The organism is Oceanobacillus massiliensis str. N'diop (assembly GCF_000285495.1).
Classification (GTDB): Bacteria; Bacillota; Bacilli; order Bacillales; family Amphibacillaceae; genus Oceanobacillus; species Oceanobacillus massiliensis.
In genome coordinates this window covers 692868-718204 of sequence record NZ_HE610977.1, presented here as the reverse complement: position 1 = coordinate 718204, position 25337 = coordinate 692868, and the positions used below count along the sequence as shown (strand labels likewise).

General features: G+C 41.3%; 25 protein-coding genes, 1 other RNA gene and 1 riboswitch. Of the genes, 24 read left to right on the top strand and 2 right to left on the bottom strand.

What is annotated here, in order from left to right; all coding sequences use genetic code 11:
• From OMHG_RS09050 to OMHG_RS09000, 13 genes are all read left to right on the top strand, one after another.
• The coding region (locus OMHG_RS09050; protein ID WP_010650258.1) for an amino acid ABC transporter permease at positions 1–613 on the top strand (613 nt) is incomplete at its 5' end.
• Between the two features lie 15 nt (positions 614–628).
• Positions 629–1378 carry an amino acid ABC transporter ATP-binding protein gene (locus tag OMHG_RS09045; RefSeq protein ID WP_010650257.1) on the top strand — a complete coding sequence of 250 codons (750 nt, stop codon included), beginning with the start codon at positions 629–631 and terminating at the stop codon, positions 1376–1378.
• Positions 1379–1760: 382 nt separating this feature from the next.
• Positions 1761–2690, top strand: coding sequence for an MBL fold metallo-hydrolase (locus OMHG_RS09040; protein WP_010650255.1), 930 nt, complete (start codon positions 1761–1763; stop codon positions 2688–2690).
• Positions 2691–2735: 45 nt separating this feature from the next.
• A complete protein-coding gene (locus tag OMHG_RS09035; RefSeq protein WP_010650254.1) occupies positions 2736–3674 on the top strand; it encodes a nucleoside hydrolase in 939 nt (312 codons plus the stop codon).
• Between the two features lie 35 nt (positions 3675–3709).
• Positions 3710–4402 carry a CBS domain-containing protein gene (locus tag OMHG_RS09030; protein ID WP_010650253.1) on the top strand — a complete coding sequence of 231 codons (693 nt, stop codon included), beginning with the start codon at positions 3710–3712 and terminating at the stop codon, positions 4400–4402.
• A gap of 112 nt (positions 4403–4514) precedes the next feature.
• Positions 4515–5150, top strand: a complete 636-nt coding sequence (locus tag OMHG_RS09025) for a 3'-5' exonuclease (protein ID WP_237566167.1) — start codon at positions 4515–4517, stop codon at positions 5148–5150.
• A 166-nt stretch (positions 5151–5316) separates the two neighbouring features.
• On the top strand, positions 5317–6921 hold the full coding sequence (locus OMHG_RS09020) for an acyl-CoA synthetase (protein WP_010650251.1): 1605 nt from the start codon (positions 5317–5319) through the stop codon (positions 6919–6921).
• A 66-nt stretch (positions 6922–6987) separates the two neighbouring features.
• Positions 6988–7128, top strand: a complete 141-nt coding sequence (sspL, locus tag OMHG_RS17910; protein WP_010650250.1) for a small, acid-soluble spore protein L — start codon at positions 6988–6990, stop codon at positions 7126–7128.
• 17 nt (positions 7129–7145) lie between these two features.
• Complete coding sequence (locus OMHG_RS09015) at positions 7146–7394, top strand: hypothetical protein (protein ID WP_044476886.1); 249 nt, start codon at positions 7146–7148, stop codon at positions 7392–7394.
• A gap of 68 nt (positions 7395–7462) precedes the next feature.
• Positions 7463–7646, top strand: a non-coding RNA gene (gene ssrS / locus OMHG_RS17905) — 6S RNA.
• Between the two features lie 159 nt (positions 7647–7805).
• Positions 7806–8174 (top strand): VOC family protein, encoded by a 369-nt coding sequence (locus OMHG_RS09010; RefSeq protein WP_010650247.1) that lies wholly within the window; start codon positions 7806–7808, stop codon positions 8172–8174.
• A gap of 196 nt (positions 8175–8370) precedes the next feature.
• Positions 8371–8472, top strand: a riboswitch (purine riboswitch).
• A gap of 133 nt (positions 8473–8605) precedes the next feature.
• Positions 8606–9193, top strand: coding sequence for a xanthine phosphoribosyltransferase (locus OMHG_RS09005; protein ID WP_010650246.1), 588 nt, complete (start codon positions 8606–8608; stop codon positions 9191–9193).
• Positions 9190–10488 (top strand): nucleobase:cation symporter-2 family protein, encoded by a 1299-nt coding sequence (locus OMHG_RS09000; protein WP_010650245.1) that lies wholly within the window; start codon positions 9190–9192, stop codon positions 10486–10488. The genes OMHG_RS09005 and OMHG_RS09000 overlap by 4 nt, the downstream gene beginning before the upstream one ends.
• A 46-nt stretch (positions 10489–10534) precedes the next feature.
• Here the strand turns inward: OMHG_RS09000 and OMHG_RS08995 are convergent, their stop codons facing one another.
• Positions 10535–11104 carry a nucleotidyltransferase family protein gene (locus tag OMHG_RS08995; RefSeq protein WP_010650244.1) on the bottom strand — a complete coding sequence of 190 codons (570 nt, stop codon included), beginning with the start codon at positions 11102–11104 and terminating at the stop codon, positions 10535–10537.
• A gap of 32 nt (positions 11105–11136) precedes the next feature.
• Positions 11137–12093, bottom strand: coding sequence for a DMT family transporter (locus OMHG_RS08990; RefSeq protein ID WP_010650243.1), 957 nt, complete (start codon positions 12091–12093; stop codon positions 11137–11139).
• 193 nt (positions 12094–12286) lie between these two features.
• Here OMHG_RS08990 and OMHG_RS08985 point away from each other — a divergent pair, with 193 nt between their 5' ends.
• The 11 genes from OMHG_RS08985 (at position 12287) to carB (ending at position 25285) form a co-directional block, all read left to right on the top strand.
• Complete coding sequence (locus OMHG_RS08985; RefSeq protein WP_010650242.1) at positions 12287–12676, top strand: hypothetical protein; 390 nt, start codon at positions 12287–12289, stop codon at positions 12674–12676.
• Between the two features lie 119 nt (positions 12677–12795).
• On the top strand, positions 12796–13410 hold the full coding sequence (locus tag OMHG_RS08980; RefSeq protein ID WP_010650241.1) for a YdcF family protein: 615 nt from the start codon (positions 12796–12798) through the stop codon (positions 13408–13410).
• 80 nt (positions 13411–13490) lie between these two features.
• Complete coding sequence (locus OMHG_RS08975; protein WP_010650240.1) at positions 13491–14051, top strand: maltose acetyltransferase domain-containing protein; 561 nt, start codon at positions 13491–13493, stop codon at positions 14049–14051.
• 47 nt (positions 14052–14098) lie between these two features.
• The gene (locus OMHG_RS08970; RefSeq protein ID WP_010650239.1) at positions 14099–14602 is read left to right on the top strand and encodes a DNA-deoxyinosine glycosylase; all 504 of its coding nucleotides are present in this window, start codon (positions 14099–14101) and stop codon (positions 14600–14602) included.
• An 851-nt stretch (positions 14603–15453) separates the two neighbouring features.
• The gene (locus tag OMHG_RS08965; protein WP_010650236.1) at positions 15454–16410 is read left to right on the top strand and encodes an alpha/beta hydrolase; all 957 of its coding nucleotides are present in this window, start codon (positions 15454–15456) and stop codon (positions 16408–16410) included.
• Positions 16411–16688: 278 nt separating this feature from the next.
• Positions 16689–17729 (top strand): N-acetyl-gamma-glutamyl-phosphate reductase, encoded by a 1041-nt coding sequence (gene argC, locus OMHG_RS08960; RefSeq protein ID WP_010650234.1) that lies wholly within the window; start codon positions 16689–16691, stop codon positions 17727–17729.
• 13 nt (positions 17730–17742) lie between these two features.
• The gene (gene argJ / locus OMHG_RS08955) at positions 17743–18966 is read left to right on the top strand and encodes a bifunctional ornithine acetyltransferase/N-acetylglutamate synthase (RefSeq protein ID WP_010650232.1); all 1224 of its coding nucleotides are present in this window, start codon (positions 17743–17745) and stop codon (positions 18964–18966) included.
• A gap of 9 nt (positions 18967–18975) precedes the next feature.
• Complete coding sequence (argB, locus tag OMHG_RS08950) at positions 18976–19779, top strand: acetylglutamate kinase (protein WP_010650230.1); 804 nt, start codon at positions 18976–18978, stop codon at positions 19777–19779.
• Positions 19772–20974, top strand: a complete 1203-nt coding sequence (locus OMHG_RS08945) for an acetylornithine transaminase (RefSeq protein ID WP_010650228.1) — start codon at positions 19772–19774, stop codon at positions 20972–20974. The genes argB and OMHG_RS08945 overlap by 8 nt, the downstream gene beginning before the upstream one ends.
• Positions 20971–22068: a carbamoyl phosphate synthase small subunit gene (locus tag OMHG_RS08940; RefSeq protein WP_010650226.1), complete on the top strand. Its 1098-nt coding sequence runs from the start codon at positions 20971–20973 to the stop codon at positions 22066–22068. The genes OMHG_RS08945 and OMHG_RS08940 overlap by 4 nt, the downstream gene beginning before the upstream one ends.
• Positions 22055–25285 (top strand): carbamoyl-phosphate synthase (glutamine-hydrolyzing) large subunit, encoded by a 3231-nt coding sequence (gene carB, locus OMHG_RS08935; protein WP_010650224.1) that lies wholly within the window; start codon positions 22055–22057, stop codon positions 25283–25285. Before OMHG_RS08940 ends, carB begins: the two co-directional genes overlap by 14 nt.
• Positions 25286–25337 lie beyond the last annotated feature (52 nt).

Sequence of the window (25337 nt, the reverse complement as noted above, 5' to 3'; positions counted from 1 at the left end):
AGCAATACAGTATACAATCCCGCTCACCCTTATTTCCTTTGTGTTGGGCTTAGTATTGGCTTTATTAACGGCGATGATGCGGCTCTCTAAATCATCTATATTTCGAATTCCAGCCGTTATATATGTTTCGGCAATAAGAGGTACACCATTACTTGTACAGTTATTTATTATATTTTTTGGTCTGCCAAGCATCGGTTTGACAATAGATCCATTTCCTAGTGCCATTATTGCATTTACATTGAACGTTGGGGCATATGCATCGGAAATTATTCGCGCATCGATTCTTTCCATTTCAAATGGGCAATGGGAAGCGGCGTACACAATAGGAATGACGAAGATGACAGCATTAAGAAGAATCATTCTTCCGCAAGCGACAAGAGTTTCTGTACCGCCTTTATCAAATTCATTTATCAGCTTAGTGAAAGATACATCATTGGCATCGTTAATTCTTGTATCGGAAATGTTCCGCAGGGCGCAGGAAATAGCGGCGAGAACCTATGATTTTCTCTTGTTATATGTCGAGGCGGCGCTTATTTACTGGATGATCTGTTTTATATTATCACTTGTCCAGGCTGGTTTTGAAAAAAGGCTTGATCGGTATACCGCAAAGTAGAAAGGAAGAGTAAACATGTATCTTTCAGTAAAAGGGCTGGCAAAATCATTTGGTGAACAAAAAGTATTGAAAAACATAGATGTAGGAATTGAAAAAGGAAAGGTTCTCTCCATCATAGGACCCTCTGGATCTGGGAAAACAACGCTTTTGCGCTGCCTAAATGCTCTCGAACAACCGAACAGTGGTATATATTCTTTTGAGGATGGTTTTAAGCTGGATTTCGAACAGAAAATCACAAAACAGGATATTTTGCGATTAAGAAGAAAATCGGGAATGGTGTTCCAGTCTTATAATCTGTTTCCGCATAAGACCGCTATTGAAAACGTCACAGAAGGCCCATACATTGTTCAAAAGAGAAATAAAGCAGAAGTGAAAGAACATGCTGAAGGCTTGCTGGAAAAAGTTGGATTGAAGGATAAACTGAATCTTTATCCGCATCAGTTATCCGGCGGTCAGCAGCAGCGGGTCGGGATTGCGAGAGCGCTGGCAATGGAGCCGGAATTAATGTTGTTCGATGAACCAACCTCTGCACTGGATCCAGAATTAATTGGAGAGGTTTTGAAGGTGATCAAGGATCTTGCAAAGGAAAACTGGACAATGGTCATTGTTACCCATGAACTCCAATTCGCAGAAGAAGTCTCTGATGAAGTGCTCTTTATGGATGGAGGCTATATTGTAGAACAGGGCCATCCCAAAGAAGTATTGAGGGCACCGAAGGAAGAACGCACCAAGCAATTTCTGCAGCGGATATTGAATCCGCTATAAAGACTAGAACTTATTTGAAATACTGCAGGATAAAAATGGGGATTGCTATCAACCAGGGCTATTTTCTTGAACATAGCTGTTTTTGAAATACCAATGTGTAGCAGTTTGAACATTTAAAGAAACGCAAGGGCGTTATTTCGCGACCTTGCGTTTTTGCATGATAATTTTCATATCTATCGCCATTAATGTGTTTCCAATTCCTTGGCAGTTACACTCGGTAGGCAGTTCATTCAATTTATGAATTGATTGATGCTCTTAAATCGGGCTGCTTAGATGTGATGTGGTTAATGAAAGTTGCATTTAAAAGCAGTAACGATAAAATGGGAAGTAGAAGATTTAAAAAGTAATAAGTGCTGCTGGGTTAGGTGAAAAGGGGACTTTTATGCTGAAAGAAATCACAGAAAACATAGAAAAACTGGTTGTTCGCTTTCCGGGCGGGATGCGTGAAGTGAACTGCTATCTGATTAAAGGGGCTAAAGGCTACACGATTATCGATACAGGAACATACTCAAAAGAATCAATCGATACTTGGAAAGCAGTGCTGAAATCAGGGATTACGATTGAAAAGGTAGTGTTGACGCATACACATCAGGATCATATTGGTCTTGCCAAATGGTTTCAGGAGCAAATCGGTGTTCCCATTTTTACTTCAAAGCTTGGATATAAGGAAATGCTGAAGGGCCGTGACTTTATTGGCAGAAAAGAAAAGCTGAGTCATTTAATTAAAGGACATGGCGGGCCAGGTTTACCTGACAAACTGGAGGATGATTCCTTTATATACGATTTTGAACCAGATGGATTTTTTGAGGAAAATGAAATGATCCAACTTGGAAATGATTTTTACGAAGTCATCTGGATACCGGGCCATGCGCCGGATCAATATGGATTTTACCATTCTGATAACAAGGTGATGATTATCGGTGATCATGTATTAAAAGATATCTCACCAGTAATCGGTCTTTGGACAGGAGAGGAATTAAATCCACTGAAGGAATACTTCGGCTCACTTGCTGTCATGAAGAATTTTCCGGCAACTATTACTTTGCCGGGTCATGGGGAGATAATTTCTGACTTAGATCTGCGAGTTCAGGATATAATGGATAGACATTATTATCGGCTGGAACAAATCCTGGAACACCTAGCGGATAGACAAATGACTGCAAAGGAATTATGCGAGGACGTCTATAGTAAGTTAAATATTTATATTTATTTGAGTTCTTTTATGGCAACGCTAACGAGATTAATTTATTTGGAATCGATAGGCAAGATACATCGCAAAACTGAAAATGGGATTGTCTATTTCAAAAAATAACATGCTTTCGTTGTGAAGGTACGGGGTTGGAAGGAAGTTGGTCAGATGGAAAAAGTAATACTGGATGTAGATACTGGGATTGATGATGCGCTTGCGATTTTATTTGCATTGGAAAGCCGTAAACTGGATATTCTTGGGATAACCGCTGTAAATGGAAATGTTCCCCTTGATTACGTTACAAGAAATACAAAGAAGGTTTTAAAGCATGCTGGCAACGATACGATAAGAGTCTTCGAGGGAGCTGACAGACCACTATTGAAAGAGGCACATCATGAGTTCCAGGTACACGGGGAAGACGGTATAGGCATGTCACTAAATGATGTGTCGGTCGATGATAGCAGCAGTGGCAGTCAATTCGCTGCAGACTTTATAATAGAACAGGCCAGTATACATAGAGGTGAACTAACATTAATCATGGTCGGACCTGCTACAAACCTGGCTCTCGCCGTACGCAAAGAACCGAGGATCGCTGATTGGGTCAAACAGGTCGTGATGATGGGTGGACTCGTTTCCGAAAGTGGACGAGGCAACGTGCTCCCGACTTCTGAATTCAATATTTTTGCGGATGCAGAGGCTGCAAGGATTGTCTTTCACTCAGGACTGCCAATTAAATTGGTAAGCCTGGATGTCACCATGAAAACATTCCTTTCATTAGAGCATATTGAAAAGCTTAAAGGGACTCGCTATTACGATTTTGTAATGAAAAGTACGGATTCACTACGGGCATATACAGAGAGCAGCGGGATTAATGGTTGTGCCTTACATGACCCGCTGACGGTTGGGGTGGTTCTGGATCCTTCTTTGGTTAAGACCGCCAAGTATTATGTTGACGTCGAAACAAAAAGCGAATTGAGTTATGGACAGACAATTTGTGATTTTAACAATGTGTTAAAGAAAGCTCCCAATGTGGAAATTTGTACAGATATTGACGATGAGAGATTTATCAACATGTTCATTGATGCATTGAAAAATAGAAAGAATTAAGTGATTTTCAAAAAGCGATTATAGGAGAATTTCTCATGTATAGTAACTCAGAAAGATTCTTATCAGCATTTAACCGGATTGAAAAAGTATTGAAATCATTGCTTATTAAGAAGGAAATGGGTTTTTCAAGAGCAGTCAGAGTGCTTCGGGATGAAAATGCGGTCATTAAGCGATACACGGATGATCTATTAGAATATGCTGAACTTCGGAATGCCATTGTCCATAATAAGATTGATGTGGCTTTTGCGATTGCTGAACCACATGATTCTGTCGTTGAGCAAGTTGAGAGAATCGAAAGGGAGCTCACGCAGCCTAGAGAAGTCGACCCGCTTTTTATGAAGGAAGTTGTAGTGTTTCAACAGGATGAACCCTTGGCAAATATGCTGGAGGTCGTGAATCAAAAAGGGATTACCAAGTTTCCCATCTATAAGGGAGATGAATTTCTGGGATTAATTACGCATAAGGGGATTACCAAGTGGCTGGCAAAAGGTTTAAGGAATAGTTCTGAACCGGTGCTGGATGCTCGATTGACAGATATATTGCAATGTGAAACAGGAGATAACTATAAATTTATAAAAAGTGGTACCTCTGTATATGAAGCAATTGAGATTTTCAAGGAACAGATTGGAAAAGGGATCCGCATCGAGGCATTGCTGATCACCAGAAAAGGTACAAAAAGTGAAAAGTTATTGGGGATTGTCACAAACTGGGATATAATGGAAGTCTAAGGCGGTTTTTAAATAGCAGATTTTTGGTTCGACTTTGTGTCGACAGCCAAGCTGCAAGGCTGATTCGTAATGAGGCTTTGTACTGGTTTGGAATCCAGATATATAAATATAAATGAAAAAGGAGAGGAATGCCTTGAATTTTGTTGCCATTGACTTTGAAACGGCTAATGAGAAGCGTCATAGTGCATGTGCTGTGGGTCTTGTAGTTGCCAATGAACATGAAATTATCGATGAATACTACAGCCTGATAAACCCATTGACTGGTTTCTGCTCCTTCAATACATATATTCACGGAATTAGTGAGGAAGATGTGATAGACGCTCCTACATTTGCAGAGCTATGGCCGACACTTCAACCATATCTTATGAACAATTTGGTTATTGCGCATAATGCAAGCTTTGATATGAGCGTAATCCGCAATACACTGGATTTCTTTAAATTGCCATATCCGATAATGGATTATCTTTGTACAGTGAAGATATCACAACAGATATGGCCAGAGCTTGAGAATCATAAACTCAATACACTTGCAGCACATCATGGTATCCTGTTTGAGCATCATCATGCATTGGAAGATGCCCGGGTTGCAGCGAAGGTTCTAATGAAAGCGATGGAGGATTCCGGGACAGAAACGGTTGGAGATTTTATCAATCAATCCAATCTCAAAGAAGGGAAAATTTTTGAACGCGGCTATACCCCTCCGAAATCAAGACGTCAAAAAACGAGCAGAAAAATCTATTTGAAATAACGAAATCAAAACTAAGCTAACCAGCTTAGTTTTTTCTTTTATGCTCTCCAAAAACAACAGCCAATTCGACAAAAACCGGGAAGTGACAGGCACCTATTCCTATGATAGTATAAGAGAGTGAATATTCTGATGTTTTGTGTGCTGATTTTAGAGGAGGAGTGGTTAGATGAAAAACGGAGAGAATGTTTTGGGGAATGTTGACCGGCTTTTGCAGCGTGCAAGAAGAAATACGTTAGGAGATTTGCTGGCGCGTACCCGTGATCGCATGCCGGATAAATTTGCAATCGCTTACAATGATGAGCGGCTAAACTATGCCGAATTGGACGATCTGGTAAATCAAACTGCAAATGGATTTAGGATGGATGGAATAGGCAAAGGTGATATGGTTACGGTGATGTCCAGAAATAGCTTGGATTTTGTTATTGTGAATTTCTCGCTGGCACGCATTGGAGCAGTGATGATCCCAATCAATTACATGCTGACCACTGAAGATGTACGTTATATTCTTGAACATGCAGAAGTCTGTGGACTGATAGCATCAGAAGAATTTGCGAAAGTACTTGATCAGTCAACTGGACGGCTTGAGATTAGCCATCGCTACTTAATGAATGTGTCTGCTGATTATATGGGTGAGCTGTCTTCCTGGACGGCGCTTTCAAAGCTAAGGGAGGGACAAACAACGGAACTTAGCGATGTGGATATTGCTGATGACGATCTTGCACATGTACTTTATACAAGTGGAACGGAATCAAGACCGAAAGGGGTTATGCTCTCCCATAAAAGCATTATCAGTGAATATGTAAGTGCGATTGTCGATGCCAGGATGGATGCAGATGATATTGCAATCCATGCATTGCCGCTCTATCACAGTGCACAGCTTCACGTTTTCCTCGGTCCGAGTGTATATATCGGTTCAAGCGGTATAATATTAGACAATGCAACACCAGAGAACATACTTGAAACCATTGAAAGAGAAAAGGCTACCCAATTATTCTGTCCGCCGACTGTATGGATTGCCTTACTGCGGCACCCGGATTTTGATAAACGTGATTTATCAAGCTTGAAGAAATGCTATTATGGTGCAGCGATTATGCCTATGGAAGTGATTAAAGAGCTCACGGATCGGCTGCCGAATGCTAAGCTTTGGAATTGTTACGGCCAGACAGAGGTAGCACCGCTTGTCACCGTATTGCAGCCGGAAGATCAGTTATCCAAACTAGGCTCTGCAGGAATCTCAATCTTAAATGTCCAGACGAAGATTTTCGATGACAATGATAAAGAGGTTCCAAGAGGAGAAATTGGCGAAATAGTCCACCGCACACCACATGCAATGAAAGGATATCTGCATGATCCCGAAAAGACTGCAGAAGCTTTCCGGAATGGCTGGTTCCATAGCGGTGACCTTGGAGTAATGGGCAAAGATGGCTATATTACCATAGTTGACCGTAAAAAAGACATGATTAATACTGGTGGTGTGAATGTCTCCAGCAGGGAAGTCGAAGAGGCGATATATCAACTTGAAGGTGTCTCAGAAGTAGCTGTTATCAGTATTCCGGATGCCTATTGGATTGAAGCTGTAACAGCGATAATTGTGCCAAAACCCGGAGTAAGTTTGACAACAGAAGAAGTGATTCAATTCTGTAAAGAAAAACTCTCGAAATTTAAAATCCCCAAATATGTCGATTTTACCGAGGAACTGCCAAAGAATCCAAGTGGAAAGGTGCTTAAGCGTTCATTACGGGACCAATATGAAGCTTTGGGAGAAAGATAATGGCTGGAAAAATTGCCGGATAAAATGGATTATTTTTTGAAAGAATAGGTAGTGGAGGTGTTTGATATGGCTAAGAAAAATAATACCTGGAGCAAAGAGCGCGTGAATTCAAGTATCAACCCACAGGGAATTTCTGAAGATGCAGCAGATCAGCAGCCGAAGTCACAGTTAGAACAACGAGCCAAAAAGAAAAATACGAAGATATAAGCAAAGAGGTGATAATCATCGATAATACGCTGGGATATTTACGTGAATCTTTATCAAATTATATTGAGAGTGATATGTGCCAGCAAATATTAAGCAAATTGGAAGCTAACAATTATGCCGGCGAAGGAAAGTTTGTTAATGAACTGGATGGAGACGAGATGAGCTACCTGGATATGATACTTGAAAATGAGCTCGACTATGCAAGAAATGTCCAAAATGACAGCAGAGTCAAAGAGTTGAATGAGGTATATGAGCTATTATTTTAGCGTCTCTATTTCATGATATAGTAAATATTTACCATTGTAATTTCAGGTGAAAAAGGTTAATATAAATTTACAAGCTACGATGTACGTATTAAATTAAGTTTTAACCTCTAATGAATGTATAGGGAGTTTTACATCGAAATTGGAATGTCGTGCCGCCAAAGATGTGGAAGACAAGAAGGTTTCTGCGAACACCCACTTTGCGAAGTGGTGGTTTAAAACTTTTTATAACAATACGGCAATTGTGGCCTGTATACATAATTTATAATAGACTGGTTTCCGTTATTGGAGGCTGGTTTTTTTGTGTTTAGTGATAAGCAATTCTTACGTAGTTTTGATAATAAATCTGTATTATACGTATGGTGTGAAAAAGGATATGATAAAGCTATCCTACCAATAAGGAGTTATCTTGAGATGGAATTTCTATATGAAAGAATTGATCATATTCAATTAGCTGCACCAGTTGGATCGGAGTCAGAAGCACGCGGATTTTATAGGGACATACTCGGCTTTAAAGAAATGGAAAAGCCGGACACCCTTAAGAAAAATGGCGGCGTATGGTTTCAGGAAGGAAAAGTGGCAATCCATATCGGGATAGAGGACCCTTTTATTCCTGCAAAAAAAGCGCACCCGGCAATCTGTGTGAAACATATTGAGAAAATGCAAGCTCACTTAGCCGCCAAAGGAATCGAGTTTGAGATTGACTGGAAGCTGCCGGGTGCAAGCAGATTCTATATGCACGATCCATTTGGAAATCGAATTGAGTTTTTGGAATGGATTTAGCAAGCGCTACTGATCCGCTGATTTGATGGAAATAATACTCACGGAAGAATACGGATGCAGTAAAGAAAATCTCAGATGTGCCTGTGAATTATAAGCAAGATGAAACAACGATCTATCAAAATACCTTCTCTAAATTATTTGAATGATTCAACTTTATCAATCGGCTTGTTTTTAAAATATGACATGCTATACTAATAACATTCTAATAATGAATTTTCATATAATCGCAGGGATATGGCCTGCAAGTTTCTACCGGTTTGCCGTAAATGAACCGACTATGAAAAGCAGTGCAACAATGTGAGGACGCCGGATTACTGGTGGAATCATTTTATTTATTTTCGTCTTTTAAGCTCGGAAATATGCTTTTATCATGGTCATGGTAGAAGTCTATTTTCGGGCTTTTTTATTTTTGATTTTGAAAGGGGATTATCATGGAACTACTGAAACAGAAGATTATAGATGAGGGCAAAGTATTATCGGATTCCGTATTGAAGGTGGATGCATTCTTAAACCATCAGATAGATCCTGTCTTCATGCAGGAAATAGGCAAGGAATTCGCTGGGAGGTTTGCAAATACAGGAATAACTAAGATATTAACGATTGAATCCTCCGGAATAGCTCCTGCAACAATGACGGGGCTTGAATTGGGAGTGCCGGTTATCTTCGCCAGAAAGAGAAAATCGCTGACATTGACAGACCATCTCTATTCAGCAGAAGTTTATTCCTACACAAAAAAAGAATCAAATGAAATCTCTGTTTCGAAAGATTTTATTAAAAGTGATGATGTAGTACTGATTATGGATGATTTTCTTGCGAATGGACAAGCAGCCTTGGGACTTATCGGTATTTTGAAACAAGCAGGGGCAAGAATTGCTGGAGTGGGAATAGTGATCGAAAAGGGATTCCAAAATGGCAGCAGCCTGCTTAAAGAACAAGGGATTAAGGTTGAATCCTTGGCAATAATCGACTCACTCATAAATGGCCAAGTTACTTTTAAAGAGGAGGTTCCATCAAGATGAAAACAGCAGCACTAGGATTTCAGCATGTCCTTGCCATGTACGCAGGAGCTATCTTGGTACCACTTATAGTTGGTGAATCGCTGGGATTAACAGCAGAGCAGTTAACGTACTTGGTAGCAATTGATATTTTAATGTGTGGTGTAGCCACTATCCTCCAGGTCGTCAGCAATCGCTATTTTGGAATTGGTCTCCCGGTAGTGCTTGGGTGTACGTTTACAGCTGTCGGCCCAATGATTGCGATTGGAGTCCAATATGGAATTTCAGCCATTTATGGTGCGATCATCGTCTCTGGCGTATTTGTTGTACTAATCAGTGGCTTCTTCGGGAAGTTGGTTCGATTCTTCCCTCCTGTGGTCACCGGAACAGTTGTAACGATTATCGGGATCACGCTTATTCCAGTAGCCATCAATAATTTAGGTGGTGGAGAGGGGGCGCCTGACTTTGGTTCTCTCACAAATATTTCACTGGGATTTGGTACACTGTTGTTCATTATATTGATGTATCGTTTTGCTGAGGGATTTGTAAAGTCAATATCGATATTGATTGGTTTAATAGTAGGTACCATTGTAGCGGCATGTATGGGTAAGGTTGATTTTACTGCAGTAGCGGAAGCGTCCTATTTCCATATGGTGCAGCCATTCTATTTCGGTTCGCCTACATTTGAGTGGTCTGCAATTATCACAATGGTACTTGTTGCTATGGTGTCCCTTGTTGAATCTACTGGTGTCTATTTTGCATTAAGTGATATTACAGAAAAGAAACTAGATGAAAAAGATTTATCAAAAGGATATCGGGCAGAAGGTTTAGCCATTTTTCTTGGAGGAATTTTCAATGCATTCCAATATACCGCCTTTTCACAAAATGTAGGCTTGCTGCAAATGACTGGAGTTAAATCGCGAAAGGTTATTCTAGTGACAGGTGCTATGTTAATTACATTGGGATTCATTCCGAAAATTGCTGCATTAACAACGATTATTCCCACAGCTGTATTAGGCGGCGCTATGATAGCGATGTTCGGAATGGTAATAGCACAGGGAATTAAGATGTTAGGGAAAGTCATTACAAATTCACCGGAAAATTCAATGATCATTGCCTGTTCGGTCGGAATGGGTCTTGGTGTAACGGTAGTCCCTGAAATATTCGCTCAACTGCCATCCGGCATTCAAATCTTAACAAGTAATGGTATTGTAGCGGGGAGCGTGACAGCAATCACTTTAAATATTGTCTTCAATATGACTCCATCCAGGAGGAAAGCTGCCGCTGAGCTTTCAGCATTAAGGAAACAAGAAGCATAAATAGGAGCAGGAAGAGGGAAAGCGTCGCACATTGTACGCCTTCCCTCTATTTATTTTTAAAGGTAAGCCTATGCCATGTATTGCTCCAGTTCTTTTCGGCCAATCGTTTGTTATAGATTTTAAGCAGCTCCGCCGAATCCCTGAATAGTGGTGTAGGGCGCACAATCAATTGGAGAACGTCGTCTATTCCGTGCGGTGCGGTTAAAAGGATATTTCCCGTTTGATCCAGTTTAACTCCCAAAGCTGTTGCGGTCTCCGTAAACTTCGAGATGGCATCGGTGCTGCTTGTGTATGGATTAAGATTATTTTTCAAGTGCATCCTTGCTTGATTTTTAACAGACCAAGGAACTTCAGGCATTACCTCAAAGAGCAATTTTTCCAATCGTTTTTCATCTGTTTCATTTATATTCAGATTATCAAAATAAATGAGATCGACATCCCCTAATGCCGTACGCTTTTGGAATCCATGCAATGTATCCCATATTTTGGAGCGGACAAAACCTGCACAAATCCACCAATCGGGTAATTCCAATGTGCTGGCTGTTTTTAATATGTCCATCATTTGTTGATCATTCATTACTAATTGAATAATATCCTTTTCATTCTCCAGTTTCATCTGTCACACCTCATTAATGAATTACAGTCAAGCTATCCGTTTTTCTGTTTGATCTTTTGATAGATAGCGATTTTTTTACGGTTCCCTAAAGCAGAAACAATACTATGCAGGATCATTCCAAAGATAACGAGTCCCATTCCCAAAAAAGATACAGTACTTGGCAATGGAGCACTAAGGATTAAGATTTCCCCGGCTAATGCAAATACTACTTCACCAGATTGTGTCGCCTCGACACCGGCTAATTTCTGATTATCGTTATGCACCATTTCAGTAGCATAAAAAAATAAGAATGTAGCGATAATTCCAGAAGAAACAGCAACAATGAATGTTTGGATGATTTGATTTAAACTCGGTAATCCAAATGTTGCTAGACCATATATGGAAAGCAGAACCCAAAAGGGCATAGAAGCTAGCGTCATACCAAGTATTCGCTGAACAGTATTCAATTCTCCTCTTACATGCATCATCATTTTGCGATTACCGAGTGGATAGGCAAATGCGGAAATGATAATGGGAACAACGCATAGAATAACAGTAATGGCAGGAACTGTTGTAGCATGCTCCAGCTGCATCATCATTACACCAGCGAGGATAATCAGAGAGATAAGCATACTTTGCAAGGGAATATGCTGTTTCTGTTTTTTATTCAAAAACGGTACAAGCAAAGACCCTGCTATAATCGTAAGCTGGAACGTGGCAGCTACAAGCCATCCGGGTCCATAAATGGTTGCGAATGTGAGTGGAGCATAAAATAAACCAAACCCGACAGTACTCCATACAATCCATTGTGACGGCTGAGCCTTCAATTGCTCCATAACAGGTTTGATGTTTTTAGTGCCAAGTATTATAAACAGAATCGGCAGCATAAATATGTATCTTAACGATGCACTCCATACCCAGCTTCCACCATCTAATTCCATTGATCTGTTTAACACGAAGGTTACGGAAAAAAACAAGGCTCCCAATATGCCAATGAGTATTGCTTTCATGAACTCACCCCGAAATTTTTCAATAGTTAATAAACTTATAGACTATCATAACAGAAAATCTTATAATATGATGAAAATATAATGAAATTCCACGTGTTTGTATAGACCGTTAAGAAATATAGCGCCCTCATGCAGGATGATTCATCTTTTTGCCGAATTAATAATTGTGAAGAAATAATTGGAGGAATAGACATTGGAAACTTTACCAAATTGGTTCTGGATTATTTACTGTATTTATATTTTACTTACACTCAGCAGCGGAATCATAAATTGGGTACGTCAAGTGTACAGTCCGCTGGCAGCCATTACCATTATATTTTCACTGCTGGTTCCGCTTGTTTCTTTTGTGTACGGCGTCAGCAGGACAGAGGGCTTGAATGAATTTCAATACATCATTGCCGAGTTCCGCACAGGCAGCTACTTGGCAGTATTTATAGTTATGGCACATCTATATCTGATTGCTTGGTGGTTTATCTTTTTAGACGCATGGACTTACCTAAAGAAGACACCACAGTATATAAATCTTCTCATCGATAAAGTAAAGAATATAAAAAAAGAAAGAGCAGATGAAAGAAGTGAGTGAATAAAAGGAAAAATGATTTATGTAAAATAAACTCTATGGATTGTTATTCACATTCAAAGTGTCCTTTTTACTAATGGAGAGAAGTATTTCGCTCAAGTTCACTAAAACGGGGGGAACCGATGAAAATTTCAGAGTTGCAGCCCGATAAGCTAACAGATCTGCAGATGACAGAACTACTGTATGGGAGTACGGAAGATGATCACAAGATGGGGGATTGCATTTTCGTTCCTGGAAGCAGCAAGGCCGTCATATATCGCTTGCCGAAAGCAATACAGCTATACCATGCCGGGAGGGCAAAGAAACTATTGTTTTCAGGTGGAGTCGTCTGGGATGGTGCGAATATGTGCGAAGCGGAGCTGCTTCGTGAAAAAGCAATCGAACAGGGTGTGCCCGATAAGGCTATATTTGTAGAGGATGTTTCTCTGCATACAAAGGAAAATGTTCTCGCTTCCTTGCTTGTGCTCGATCGTGGGCTGGGTCTGCACAATATAGAAAGGATAATTGTCGTAACAACCAATATACATATGCGAAGAATGCACCTATCTTTAAAGACATATATGCCGCCATGGATAGAATATTCTTTATGTGCTGTTAATGATATGTATACTAGGGAAGACAATTGGTTTCAAACCTCCTATGGGCGGAAACGAGTGGAGACGGAATCTCGTAAGATTATTGCATATGTGGAGCAGGGTATACTTAACGATGAGGTGATTGACATAACTGCTAAGTAGCAGTTTTTTTATAGTATGCCTATCGGAAATATCATGTATCATAAGTGATGTGGAAAATGGATAGAAATGAGGCAATGATGATGAAGTCAGAAAAACAAAAAATGATAGACGGTGAGATTTATAATCCTGCCGATCCTGAATTGGTAGCAGACCGATTACAAGCAAGGAAAGCAACGAGGTTATTTAACCTGACGACAGAGGAAGAGACAGGTATACGCAAGAAAATGCTCAAGGACCTGTTTGGTTCGACTGGTGAAGAGCTGTACATCGAACCTAGCTTTCGTTGTGATTATGGATACAATTGTCATGTCGGTGAGAATTTCTATGCCAATTTTAATTGTGTGATTTTGGATGTATGTCAAGTGAAGATCGGAGATAACTGCTTCATGGCACCAGGCGTCCATATTTACACGGCTACCCATCCATTGAATCCAGAGAAGAGGAACGCTGGTATTGAATATGGAAAACCAGTCTTAATCGGTGACAATGTCTGGATTGGCGGGGGAGCCATCATTAATCCGGGAGTAACAATCGGGAGTAATGCAGTGATTGCTTCGGGTGCTGTCGTGACAAAGGACGTTCCGCAAAACACGGTAGTAGGCGGAAATCCAGCCAGAATAATAAAGGAAGTAGAAATATAAAGACGATTACTAGGAATTGCTTAAGATGTGTTGAAGGAGGAATTGTCTTGGATGAAAAATTAAAGTCATTTCCACCGGTTTTGCCTGATGTGCCAAAGGTGCTTATTCTTGGCTCAATGCCTGGCGGAATGTCACTTGCCAAAAATGAATATTATGGAAATCCGAGAAATCATTTTTGGATGATACTATTTGAATTATTTCAGGAAGATCCAATAGAGGATTATGATGAGAAAATCAAGTTTATAAAAAGGCAAGGAATAGCCCTTTGGGATTCAATTGGTTCGTGTTATCGCAAAGGAAGCCTTGATGCAAGCATAAAAGAGGAAGAACCAAACGACATAATGGGATTACTTCAAGCATACCCATCGATTCAGCTAATCGCCTGTAATGGTACGAAATCTTATCAGACATTCAAGAAAAATTTCCCATTAGATCAACTTGCCAAGGCGGAAGTGGCAAAACTGCCCTCCACGAGTCCGATTCCTGGCAGATATACGAAAACATTTGAGGGGAAAGTGGAGGAATGGAGTAAAATTCTACAGTATTTGTAAGGGATAATGGGTATGATTGTTAAATGGTCCTTTTCGGGAGTAGAAGTGATGCTTGGTGCTTATTCGTGCTGTGAAAATTCACTGCATTTTCCACGGGCTCGCGCTAAGCCAGGTTACTACTTGCGATTGCTTCCTTGTTCCCTTGCACCGAGGAAGCCTGCTTCGAAGCGTTACTGGCAGACCAAAGTGCCAAAAAAGACAAAGTGAATTTCCTCATTACTATGCTGCTCTGTAAATTATTTAAAGAAATTATGGTGTGGTATTCATCACTCCGGAAATACACTGCGCTTTCCGCGGGCTCGCGATGAGCCTCCTCACTCGCAAAGAACGCTCCCTGTGGGGTCTCATCGTCTTCGCTTTCCCGCAGGAGTCTTCGTGAATTTCCTCCGCTTGAATTGGCTTTCTGAAATCAAATTACTGATATTCGATGTGATTTGATGAATAGCTTTATCCCACTCCGGAAGTACACTTCAATTTCCCGCAGGAGTCTCCGTGTATTTCCTCCGCTATGATTTGTTTGTCTGAATCGATTTACTGATATTCAATTGTTAAGCTGATTGATTGGAGCGCAGGGAAGTCGACTCCAGTGGGAAAAGCAACAGGTGAAGATCCCGCAGGAAGTGGGTTTCTTCCGAGGAAGCTGAGAGCGCCCGCCGCGGAAAGCGACTGCCCGGAGCGGAAATCGGCCGAGGCTGTTTAACTGGTTTCGTTTCGATGAATGGGCTTCCAAAATAGTCTGCCCGCTTGCTTAGTAAAATTCCATAACATGGATGCCATATAAAAGCCAATTTCTAGTATAATAGTATGATAGAGTACTATTACACATGTAAAGAGGTGGAAGGGGCATCGATGTGAAAAGAAAAAATAAATGGAAAAAAATCACAGCGGGACTGATCGGGGTTCTCTTGATTATAGATGTAATTGCAGGTTTTTACTTTTACAACCTGGCAATCGAACGAAATGTTAAAGATTTCTTGACCGGCAATGCTGATCTGGAGGTTTCAGCTGAAACAATGGATGAATTGCTTGAAGGAGATTGGCGAGACTGGTCGGCAGCACAGGATTTCGAGTTATGGGAAATGGAGTCCTTCGATGGGTTGAACTTAAAAGGGGATTATCTTGAGGCTGAAGAACCTACAAATAAAGTAGTAGTCTTCGCCCATGGATATTTGGGACGTGCCAATGATATGTCCTTGTTTGGTCAATATTATTATGAAGAGCTAGGATATAACATGTTTACTGCCGATCTTCGCGGTCATGGACAAAGTGAAGGCGATTATATTGGATTTGGATGGCATGACCGATTGGATTATGTGGACTGGATAGAACGAATCGTGAAACAGAATCCGGATGCGGAAATTATACTGCACGGCGTATCGATGGGGGCAGCAACTGTTCTGATGGCCAGTGGTGAAGAACTGCCTGAAAATGTGAAGGCAATTGTAGCCGATAGTCCATATTCAGGGGTTTATGAACTGTTCTCCTATCAGCTTGATCGAATGTTCCATCTTCCGGCTGTTCCTATTCTTCCAACTACGGGTATGGTAACGAATTTCAGGGCAGGATATACGCTGAAAGAAGCCTCTGCAATGGACCAGGTAAGCAAAACGGATATTCCAATTCTCTATATACATGGAGACGGTGATACATTCGTACCTACTTCGATGGCAAAGGAACTATATGAAAATACGAAAAGTGATGCTGAGCTTGTGATATTCGAAGGTGCCAATCATGGGGAATCTTTCGTTAAAGATAAAGCAAAATATATTAAAAATCTAAATGCATTCCTGGACAAATATATCGATTAATTCAAATAGAACCAAAAGGAAACGTGCCTTCTTTAAAATATATCATTTATGAGATAGTTCGCTGCAATGCTGGCGAACTATCTTTTTTATTTGGAAAAAACAGTTCACTAAAAGCATCATTTTTTATGCATTATTTATACGTGTTTTATAATTAAATGGAGTTATTTTCTTGTCATTAATGTATATTTATAAATATTTTTTAATAAATATACTTGCATAAATGAACGTGTATCACTATAATAATGAATAATTCGAAACTTATGAAAGGGCGGAATCCATTGAAGAAGGTAGGTATTATCGGGGGAACGGGGTATGGTGCAATTGAACTGATACGGCTTCTGCAAATGCATGAAAAGCTGCAAGTCAAAAAGATACTGTCTCATTCGCAGTATGGGGAACAAATTGCTTCTATTTATCCGCACCTAACCGATTTTATTGAGGAACCAATGCAAGCGTTACAGATTGAAAGATTAAAAGAAGAAGTGGATGTCCTTTTTCTGGCTACTCCAGCAGGAATAGCGAAAGATATCATTCCTCAATTGATTGATTCCAATATACAATGTGTCGATCTTTCGGGGGACTTGCGGCTGTCTTCTATATCCGACTATGAGTTCTGGTATCAAAAGGAACCGGCGCCACAGGAATTAATCGACAAAGCAGTCTATGGCTTATCGGAGATTTACCCGGAACAAATCAGGCGGGCTAATATCATCTCAAACCCAGGATGTTTTCCGACTTCGGCCTTACTAGGACTGATTCCTGCATTGGAACACAAGATAATAGCAGGGAAAGGAATTATTATTGACGGAAAAACGGGTGTGTCTGGAGCAGGAAGAACTCTCACAGAGAACACGCACTATTCAGGGACAAATGAAAATATAACTGCCTATAAAATCGGTAAGCATCAGCATATTCCGGAAATAGAGCAATACTTAACAGAGAAAGCAGAGTCTCCGGTGAAAGTGGCATTTACGCCCCATCTTATACCAATGACCAGAGGACTCATCTGTACGATGTATGGACAACTGACAAAAGCAACAACTGAAGAAGAATTGATTCAGCTTTATCGTGCCTATTATGAGAATCATCCCTTTGTACGAATTCATAAGGAAGGAACTTTCCCGACCACAAAAAATGTCTATGCAAGTAATTTCTGTGATATCGGCATTCATATCGATCAAAGAACCAATCGAGTCATCATCATTTCTGCGATTGATAATCTGGTTAAAGGGGCTGCAGGTCAGGCGATACAAAATGTAAATTTAATGAATGGATGGGAAGAAACACTCGGTTTACAGTCAATACCAATTTATCCATAGGGGTGGGAATACAATGCCGGTAATGACAGATAACAAAATCCACATTTTGAAGAAAGGACACGTAACAAGTCCAAAGGGCTTTACGGCAGGCGGCATACATTGCGGGCTCAGAAAGACAAAGCTCGATTTTGGATGGATCCATTCTGAAACTCCCGCAGCAGCTGCCGGAGTATACACATTGAATACGTTTCAGGCTGCACCAGTGAAGGTTACTAAGGAGAGTATTGAAAAAGATAATCTGCTGCAAACAATTGTGGTCAATTCTGCAAATGCTAACTCTTGTACAGGAGAGCAAGGATATTTGGATGCTTTGACCATGCAGAAAATGACAGCAGATAAAATAGGGGTGGATCAGAGTCATGTGGCTGTCGTCTCGACTGGTGTAATAGGGGTGCCATTACCTATGGAAAAGATTCTATATGGTATTAATTCTATAGATAATCAGAAAGCGTCAGCAGTGGACTTTGAACATGCGATTTTAACGACTGATACGGCTACTAAACATATCGCGGTACAGCTGGAAATCGATAATCAAACAATTACCATTGGCGGAGCGGCAAAAGGTTCAGGGATGATTCATCCGAATATGGCAACAATGCTTTCATTTATTACAACAGATGCAAAAGTCGAAGCGAAAAGTCTGCAGCTTGCCCTTCGTGATGTTACAGATAAATCCTTCAATATGATTACAGTTGATGGAGACTGCAGTACAAATGATATGGTGCTTGTCATGGCCAATGGTCAGCAAAATAACGCATTATTGAATGAATCACATTCAGACTGGCATCTATTTAAAGAAGCACTTCAATTCGTTAGTCAGGAACTGGCCAAGATGATAGCCAGGGACGGTGAAGGGGCAACCAAGCTGATTGAAGTTCATGTTAAAGGTGCACCCACGGAGATCGTTGCAGCTCAGGTAGCAAAGGCTGTCATTTCTTCCAATCTGGTAAAAACGGCAATTTACGGTGCCGACCCGAACTGGGGAAGAATTATTTGTGCCATTGGGTATAGCAAGCAGCCGCTGGACCCGGAAAGTGTTTGTATCTCACTTGGCGATATAGAGGTTGTAAAAAATGGCCAGCCTCTGGATTTTGATGAAGCAGAAGGAAAACGTTATCTGGAGAACCATACCGTTAAACTGCTGATTGATTTACAGAATGGTTCCGATGAAGCAACGGCCTGGGGCTGTGATTTAACGTATGATTATATCAAAATAAATGCTTCCTACCGGACGTGAGGTGCAGAAATGAATAGCATTGTGTTGAAAATTGGCGGCAGTATTTTAGCAAGGCTTCCGGATTCCTTTTATCGAATGGTCGTAAATATAAAGAAAATGAATTTGTGTCAGCCAGTAATTGTGCATGGCGGGGGGCCGGAAATAAACAAAGCCCTACAGCAATTAAATGTGAAAAGTGAATTTATAGATGGTTTACGTGTGACGACAGAGGAAGTATTGGATGTTGCAGAAATGGTAATGAGTGGCTCCATCAATAAAAGGATTGTCAGCAGGCTGCAGGGAGAAGGCGGAACGGCTATCGGAATGAGTGGCGTAGATTGTAACCTGCTGCAGACTAAGGCTGTAGATCCGAACGGAATTCTCGGCTTCGCGGGACAAGTGGAGGAGGTAAATACTTCATGGCTGAGGCTGATAATGGAAAACGGGGGGATACCGGTGATTTCTCCTATCGGCATTGATTCAAATGGTCAGCGCTATAACATTAATGGTGATATGGCGGCAGCAGCAGTTGCCCAGTCTCTAAAAGGAAAGCTTGCATTAGTAAGTGATATACCCGGTGTAATGGAAACTATTGCAGGAAAAGAGATTGTTCATGAAAAACTGACAAAGGAAGAAATAGAAGCAAAAATTGCATCCGGTATTATTCATGGTGGGATGATTCCGAAAGTCCGATCCGCACTTAATGGATTGTCTGGCGGTGTTAAGGAATCGGTCATTTTAAATGGCTTAGCACCAGAGGATCTGAGAAAATTTCTGGAAGGCAAACAGGCAGGAACAAAAGTTATCCAAACAAAGGAGGTACAACATGTCTGAGACATTAATCAATCAATCCGTGAGCCCCGTAATGAGTACGTATCAACGATTCCCAATCACGCTAGTAAAAGGGAAGGGGAGCTATGTGTGGGATGATGCAGGCAGAAAATTTCTCGATTATACTTCTGGAATAGCTACTTGCAATCTTGGGCATGTACCAGAACATGTCCGTCAGAAGCTAAGAAATCAGCTTGATCAGCTTTGGCACTGTTCCAATCTCTATGAGATACCTGCCCAAAATGAACTAGCAGCCTTATTAGTGGAGCACAGTTGTTTTGACCAGGTATTTTTCTGCAATAGTGGTGCTGAAGGCAATGAAGCAGCAATCAAACTGGCCAAAAAATATGCAAAAGATCAGGGGAATCCGGAGCGAAGCGAAATCATAACCTTTCAGCAGTCCTTCCATGGTCGGACGGGAACTACCATGGCAGCGACAGCACAGGAAAAGATTCATAAAGGCTTCACCCCGCTGACTCCTGGTTTCCGTTACCTGCCGTATAACGAAATGTCCTTTTTGGACCAGGTGCATAACGGGAAGACAGCAGCAGTATTACTTGAGCTTATTCAAGGAGAAGGCGGAGTAAATAAAGCAGAACAGGAATGGATTGAGACACTTTATAATATATGTAAGAAGGAAGATATTTTATTCATGGTGGATGAGGTTCAGACAGGTATGGGCAGAACAGGAACGTTATTTGCCTATGAGCAGTTCGGGATTGAACCGGATGTGATGACGCTGGCTAAAGGTCTTGGTTCTGGATTTCCAATCGGAGCAATGCTTGCGAAGACCCATCCCGCAGCAAGCTTTCAGCCGGGAACGCATGGCAGCACATTTGGCGGGAATCCGCTGGCAGCAAGTGCTGGAATAGCCACCATGGAGGTTTTATTGAGAGATGGCATCCTGCAGCAGGTTCATTCCAGCAGTCTATGGCTGATCGATCAGCTTCATACTTTGATCAGAGAAGAGGAAATGGTTAAAGAAATACGAGGACTTGGTATGCTCATTGGGATTGAGCTGAACATAGGAGCATCGGCAGTGATAGAAGCATTCCGGAAAAAGGGCGTCCTTGTTCTGTCAGCAGGAGCGAATGTATTACGGATTCTCCCTCCACTAACGACTACGAAACAGGAACTTGAGCTGTTTATACAGCTATTTGAAGAAGTCATTACAGAAGTGGAGAGTGTAGCATTATGAGTAAAGGATACCTAATCCTTCAATCAGGAGAAGAATTCGAGGGTGAATGGATCGGTGCGGAAAAGGAGATAGGCGGAGAGGTCGTATTCAATACAAGCATGACCGGCTATCAGGAAATGATGACAGACCCTTCCTATGCAGGTCAGCTATTAACGTTTTGCTATCCGATAATCGGCAATTATGGCGTTAATGAAGAAGATGATGAAAGCCAAGGATTATCCGTTTCCGCCGTAATTGCAAGTGATATTTGTGATGAGCATAGTCATTATCAGGCAGCGACTTCCTTTTCTGAAAGATTAAAGCTAGCCGGTGTCCCCGGATTGAAGAATGTGGATACCCGTTCATTGGTAGCCGCCATCCGCAAGCATAAAACAGTGGAAGGGAAATTGGTTACCGAGAAGGGAAAGGAGCAGATTTCTTCAGAGTGGGCAAAGAGAAGGGACATGGAGCTTGTTGACAGTGTATCCGTCAAGTCCCCCGAATCCTTCGGTGATGGCGACTACCATGTTGTACTCATGGACTTCGGCTACAAAAAATCCATCCTGCAGGCATTGCTTAAACAGCACTGCAAAGTGACGGTTGTCCCCTATTACACGTCATTGGAAACTATTAAATCCTTGCATCCGCACGGAATATTGCTGAGCAATGGTCCAGGGGATCCGATGGAATTAAAGCCGTATTTTCCAATTATCAAAGTGTTGACGGAAACATATCCTACACTCGGTATTTGCCTTGGTCATCAGCTGATTGCCTTGGCATATGGCGGCAAAACGACAAAAATGCCTTTTGGGCATCGTGGCGGGAATCATCCGGTAAAAGATGTACTTACGGGAAAGGTACGCATGACATCACAGAACCATGGCTATGTCGTCGAAGAGAATAGTATGGACTCCCGTGATTTCCAGGTCTTATTCCGAAATGTCAATGATCGCTCACTTGAAGGAATGAGGCATGTAAGCAAGCCTGTACAATCGGTGCAATTTCATCCGGAAGCACATCCAGGTCCTAGTGATACAGCATATATCTTTAACGAATTTATTCAGCAAGTATTTACTGCATCTCAGGAGGGATCACCAGTATATGTCAAAGCATAATTCCATTAAAAAGGTATTGGTTATCGGTTCCGGACCGATTGTTATCGGCCAGGCTGCAGAGTTTGATTATGCAGGTACACAAGCATGTCTGGCATTGAAAGAAGAAGGAATTGAAGTAGTATTGGTCAATAATAATCCGGCGACCATTATGACGGACGCCCAGATTGCAGACCATGTCTACATGGAGCCTCTAGATACGGAGTCATTGGAAAAGATTATTGCGAAAGAGCTCCCGGATGGATTGATTGGAAGCCTTGGAGGTCAGACAGGGCTGAATCTTACAGTGGAACTTCATGAAAAGGGAATTTTGGAGAAATATCACGTTAAATTGCTGGGGACGTCGGTACCTTCTATTCAAAAGGGAGAGGACCGGGAATTATTTCGGCAGTTAATGATCGATATTGATGAACCGATATCGGATTCCAAGATTATTCAATCTGTTGCAGCAGGATTTGATTTTATCCAAGAAATCGGTTTTCCGGTTATCCTTCGCCCTGCATATACATTAGGTGGTGAAGGTGGAGGATTTGCGCATAATGAGGAAGAGTTTAAGAACCTACTTAATAAGGGGCTTATGCTAAGTCCAATCAATCAAGTCCTGGTAGAGAGAAGTATTAAAGGATGGAAAGAAATTGAGTACGAGGTTATGCGCGATGCAAATGATACTTGTATTATCGTGTGTAATATGGAAAATATGGATCCGGTCGGTGTCCATACCGGTGATTCTATCGTTGTCGCACCATCCCAGACATTGTCTGATACCCAGTATCAATTACTTCGCACGGCTTCATTGAAGGTGATACGCGCACTTGATGTGGTTGGCGGATGCAATATCCAATTTGCTCTCAATCCTGAATCTGATGAGTATTGCATCATCGAAGTGAATCCAAGAGTGAGCAGATCCTCGGCGCTTGCTTCTAAGGCCACAGGATATCCAATCGCCCGGATTGCTGCGAAATGTGCAGTAGGGTATGCACTCGATGAAATATTAAACCCGATTACGGGAAATACATATGCATCATTTGAGCCTGCATTGGACTATATCGTTGTCAAACTGCCGCGTTTTCCATTTGATAAATTCACGGAGGCTGATCGCTCACTCGGTACGCAAATGAAAGCAACTGGTGAGGTCATGGCAATTGATAGAACCTTTGAAGGGGCGCTCAATAAAGCAATTCGGTCACTGGAAATGAATATTTACAGTCTCAGATGGCCGGGAATGATATCGAAGAAGAAAGAGGAATTAGAAGAACTGTTGGAAATTCCGAATGACTTACGTTTGTTTGCGATAGCGGAAGCACTTAGACGCGGAGCGGAAATAAAATCGGTTATGGATATAACGAAAATAGACTATTGGTTTATAAGGAAAATAGAAAGAATCACGGCATGTGAAAAGAAATTAGAAGACTTTAGCTGGCCGGAGATGCCAATTGAATTGATAAAAGAAGCAAAACGATTCAATATTAGTGATGTCTGTCTAAGCGAACGGCTTGGCACAACAACGAAATCTTTAAGAGAATACTATAAAAAACATGCCATACTGCCATCATATAAATTAGTCGATACTTGTGCAGGAGAATTTGACGCAATCACACCTTACTATTATTCTACATGGCATGGAATCGATGAAGCAGTTCCAACTGAAAATGCCAAAAAGGTGCTTGTTCTTGGCTCAGGTCCAATCCGGATAGGGCAAGGGGTGGAGTTTGACTATTGTTCTGTTCACGCAGCCTTGGCTCTTAAGAAAAGCGGTTATGAGGCAGTGGTTATCAATAATAACCCTGAAACCGTCAGCACAGACTATTCGATAGCTGACCGGCTTTATTTTGAACCCTTGGCGTTAGAGGATGTTCTGGCGGTAATTGAGAAGGAAAAAATTGCCGGTGTCCTGATTCAATTTGGCGGTCAGACTGCAATCAATCTCGCAAATGGATTGAAGGATGAGGGGATTCGGGTGTTGGGAACTTCACCAGAACATATCGATCAAATGGAAGATAGAGAACAATTTTATGAATTTCTCAATCAGTTGGATATCTCTCACATTGATGGCCGGATTGTTCATCATTTAGAGGAATTGCCAACTATTACGGGGGAACTCGGATTTCCTGTGTTAATCCGGCCGTCTTATGTGATTGGCGGACAGTCGATGTTCATCTGCCATAATGAAGCAGAGCTTAAGCGTTATGTGACACGGATACAGGAGGACACGAATAATCGCTGCTGGCCGTTGTTGATTGATCAGTATCTTCCGGGTGTGGAGTGTGAGATTGATGTCATCAGTGATGGGAAACAAATCGTTGTCCCTGGTATTTTTGAACATATTGAAAAGGCAGGGGTACACTCGGGAGACAGTATGGGTATCTTCCCACCTGTTTCTCTCAGTGAAAATACAAAGGCTAGTATAATAGAAATTGCCGATAAAATAAGCCGTCATCTGCCGGTAATCGGGATGATGAATATTCAGTTTGTAATTTATGGAAATCATGTTCACGTACTTGAGGTCAATCCCCGTTCTTCAAGAACCGTTCCAATTATGAGCAAGGTAACCGGCATACCGATGATAGAGTGGGCGGTTAAAGTACAATTGGGGACACCGTTGAAGGAGCTGACAGGTGAATTCAATTTACTCGAGGAACCAGCATATTATACTGTCAAGGCACCTGTATTTTCAGCAAGTAAACTAAAGGGTGTTGATCATGTACTAGGACCTGAAATGAAGTCAACTGGTGAGATAATTGGAATGGGATACGATAAAAATGAGGCACTGAAAAAGGCTTCTTCGATCATGATCAAATCGGGAGTGAAATCTAGGCAAACTCAATTGTTCGTCTCTATTTCCGATCGCATGAAGCAAGAGAGTATATGTCTGATTCGTGAATTTGCAAAACGTGGTGCCAGAATTACAGCTACAACCGGAACAGCAAAATACTTGCAGCTGAGCGGAATCAAAGCAGTCTCGATGTGGAAGAATAAGAATACATTACATGAGCATTGGGAAGAGGATACACCGAACATCGTACTTAATATTTCCAATCAAGGTCGTGAAAAGGAGAAGGATGGCTTTTATATACGTGAATTATCTGTACGCCATCAGGTGCCTTATTTCACTAGTCTCGAGACTCTTGAATCTGTAATGGAGTGGCTGTATGACAATTATGTGATTGAACAGGTTGTCTCCCTGCAAGAGTATGTAAGCAAGAGCTCTATAAAATTATAGAAAAAGAATTCTAAAAAAACAGCTGACATATGGCTTTGTCAGCTGTTTTAAT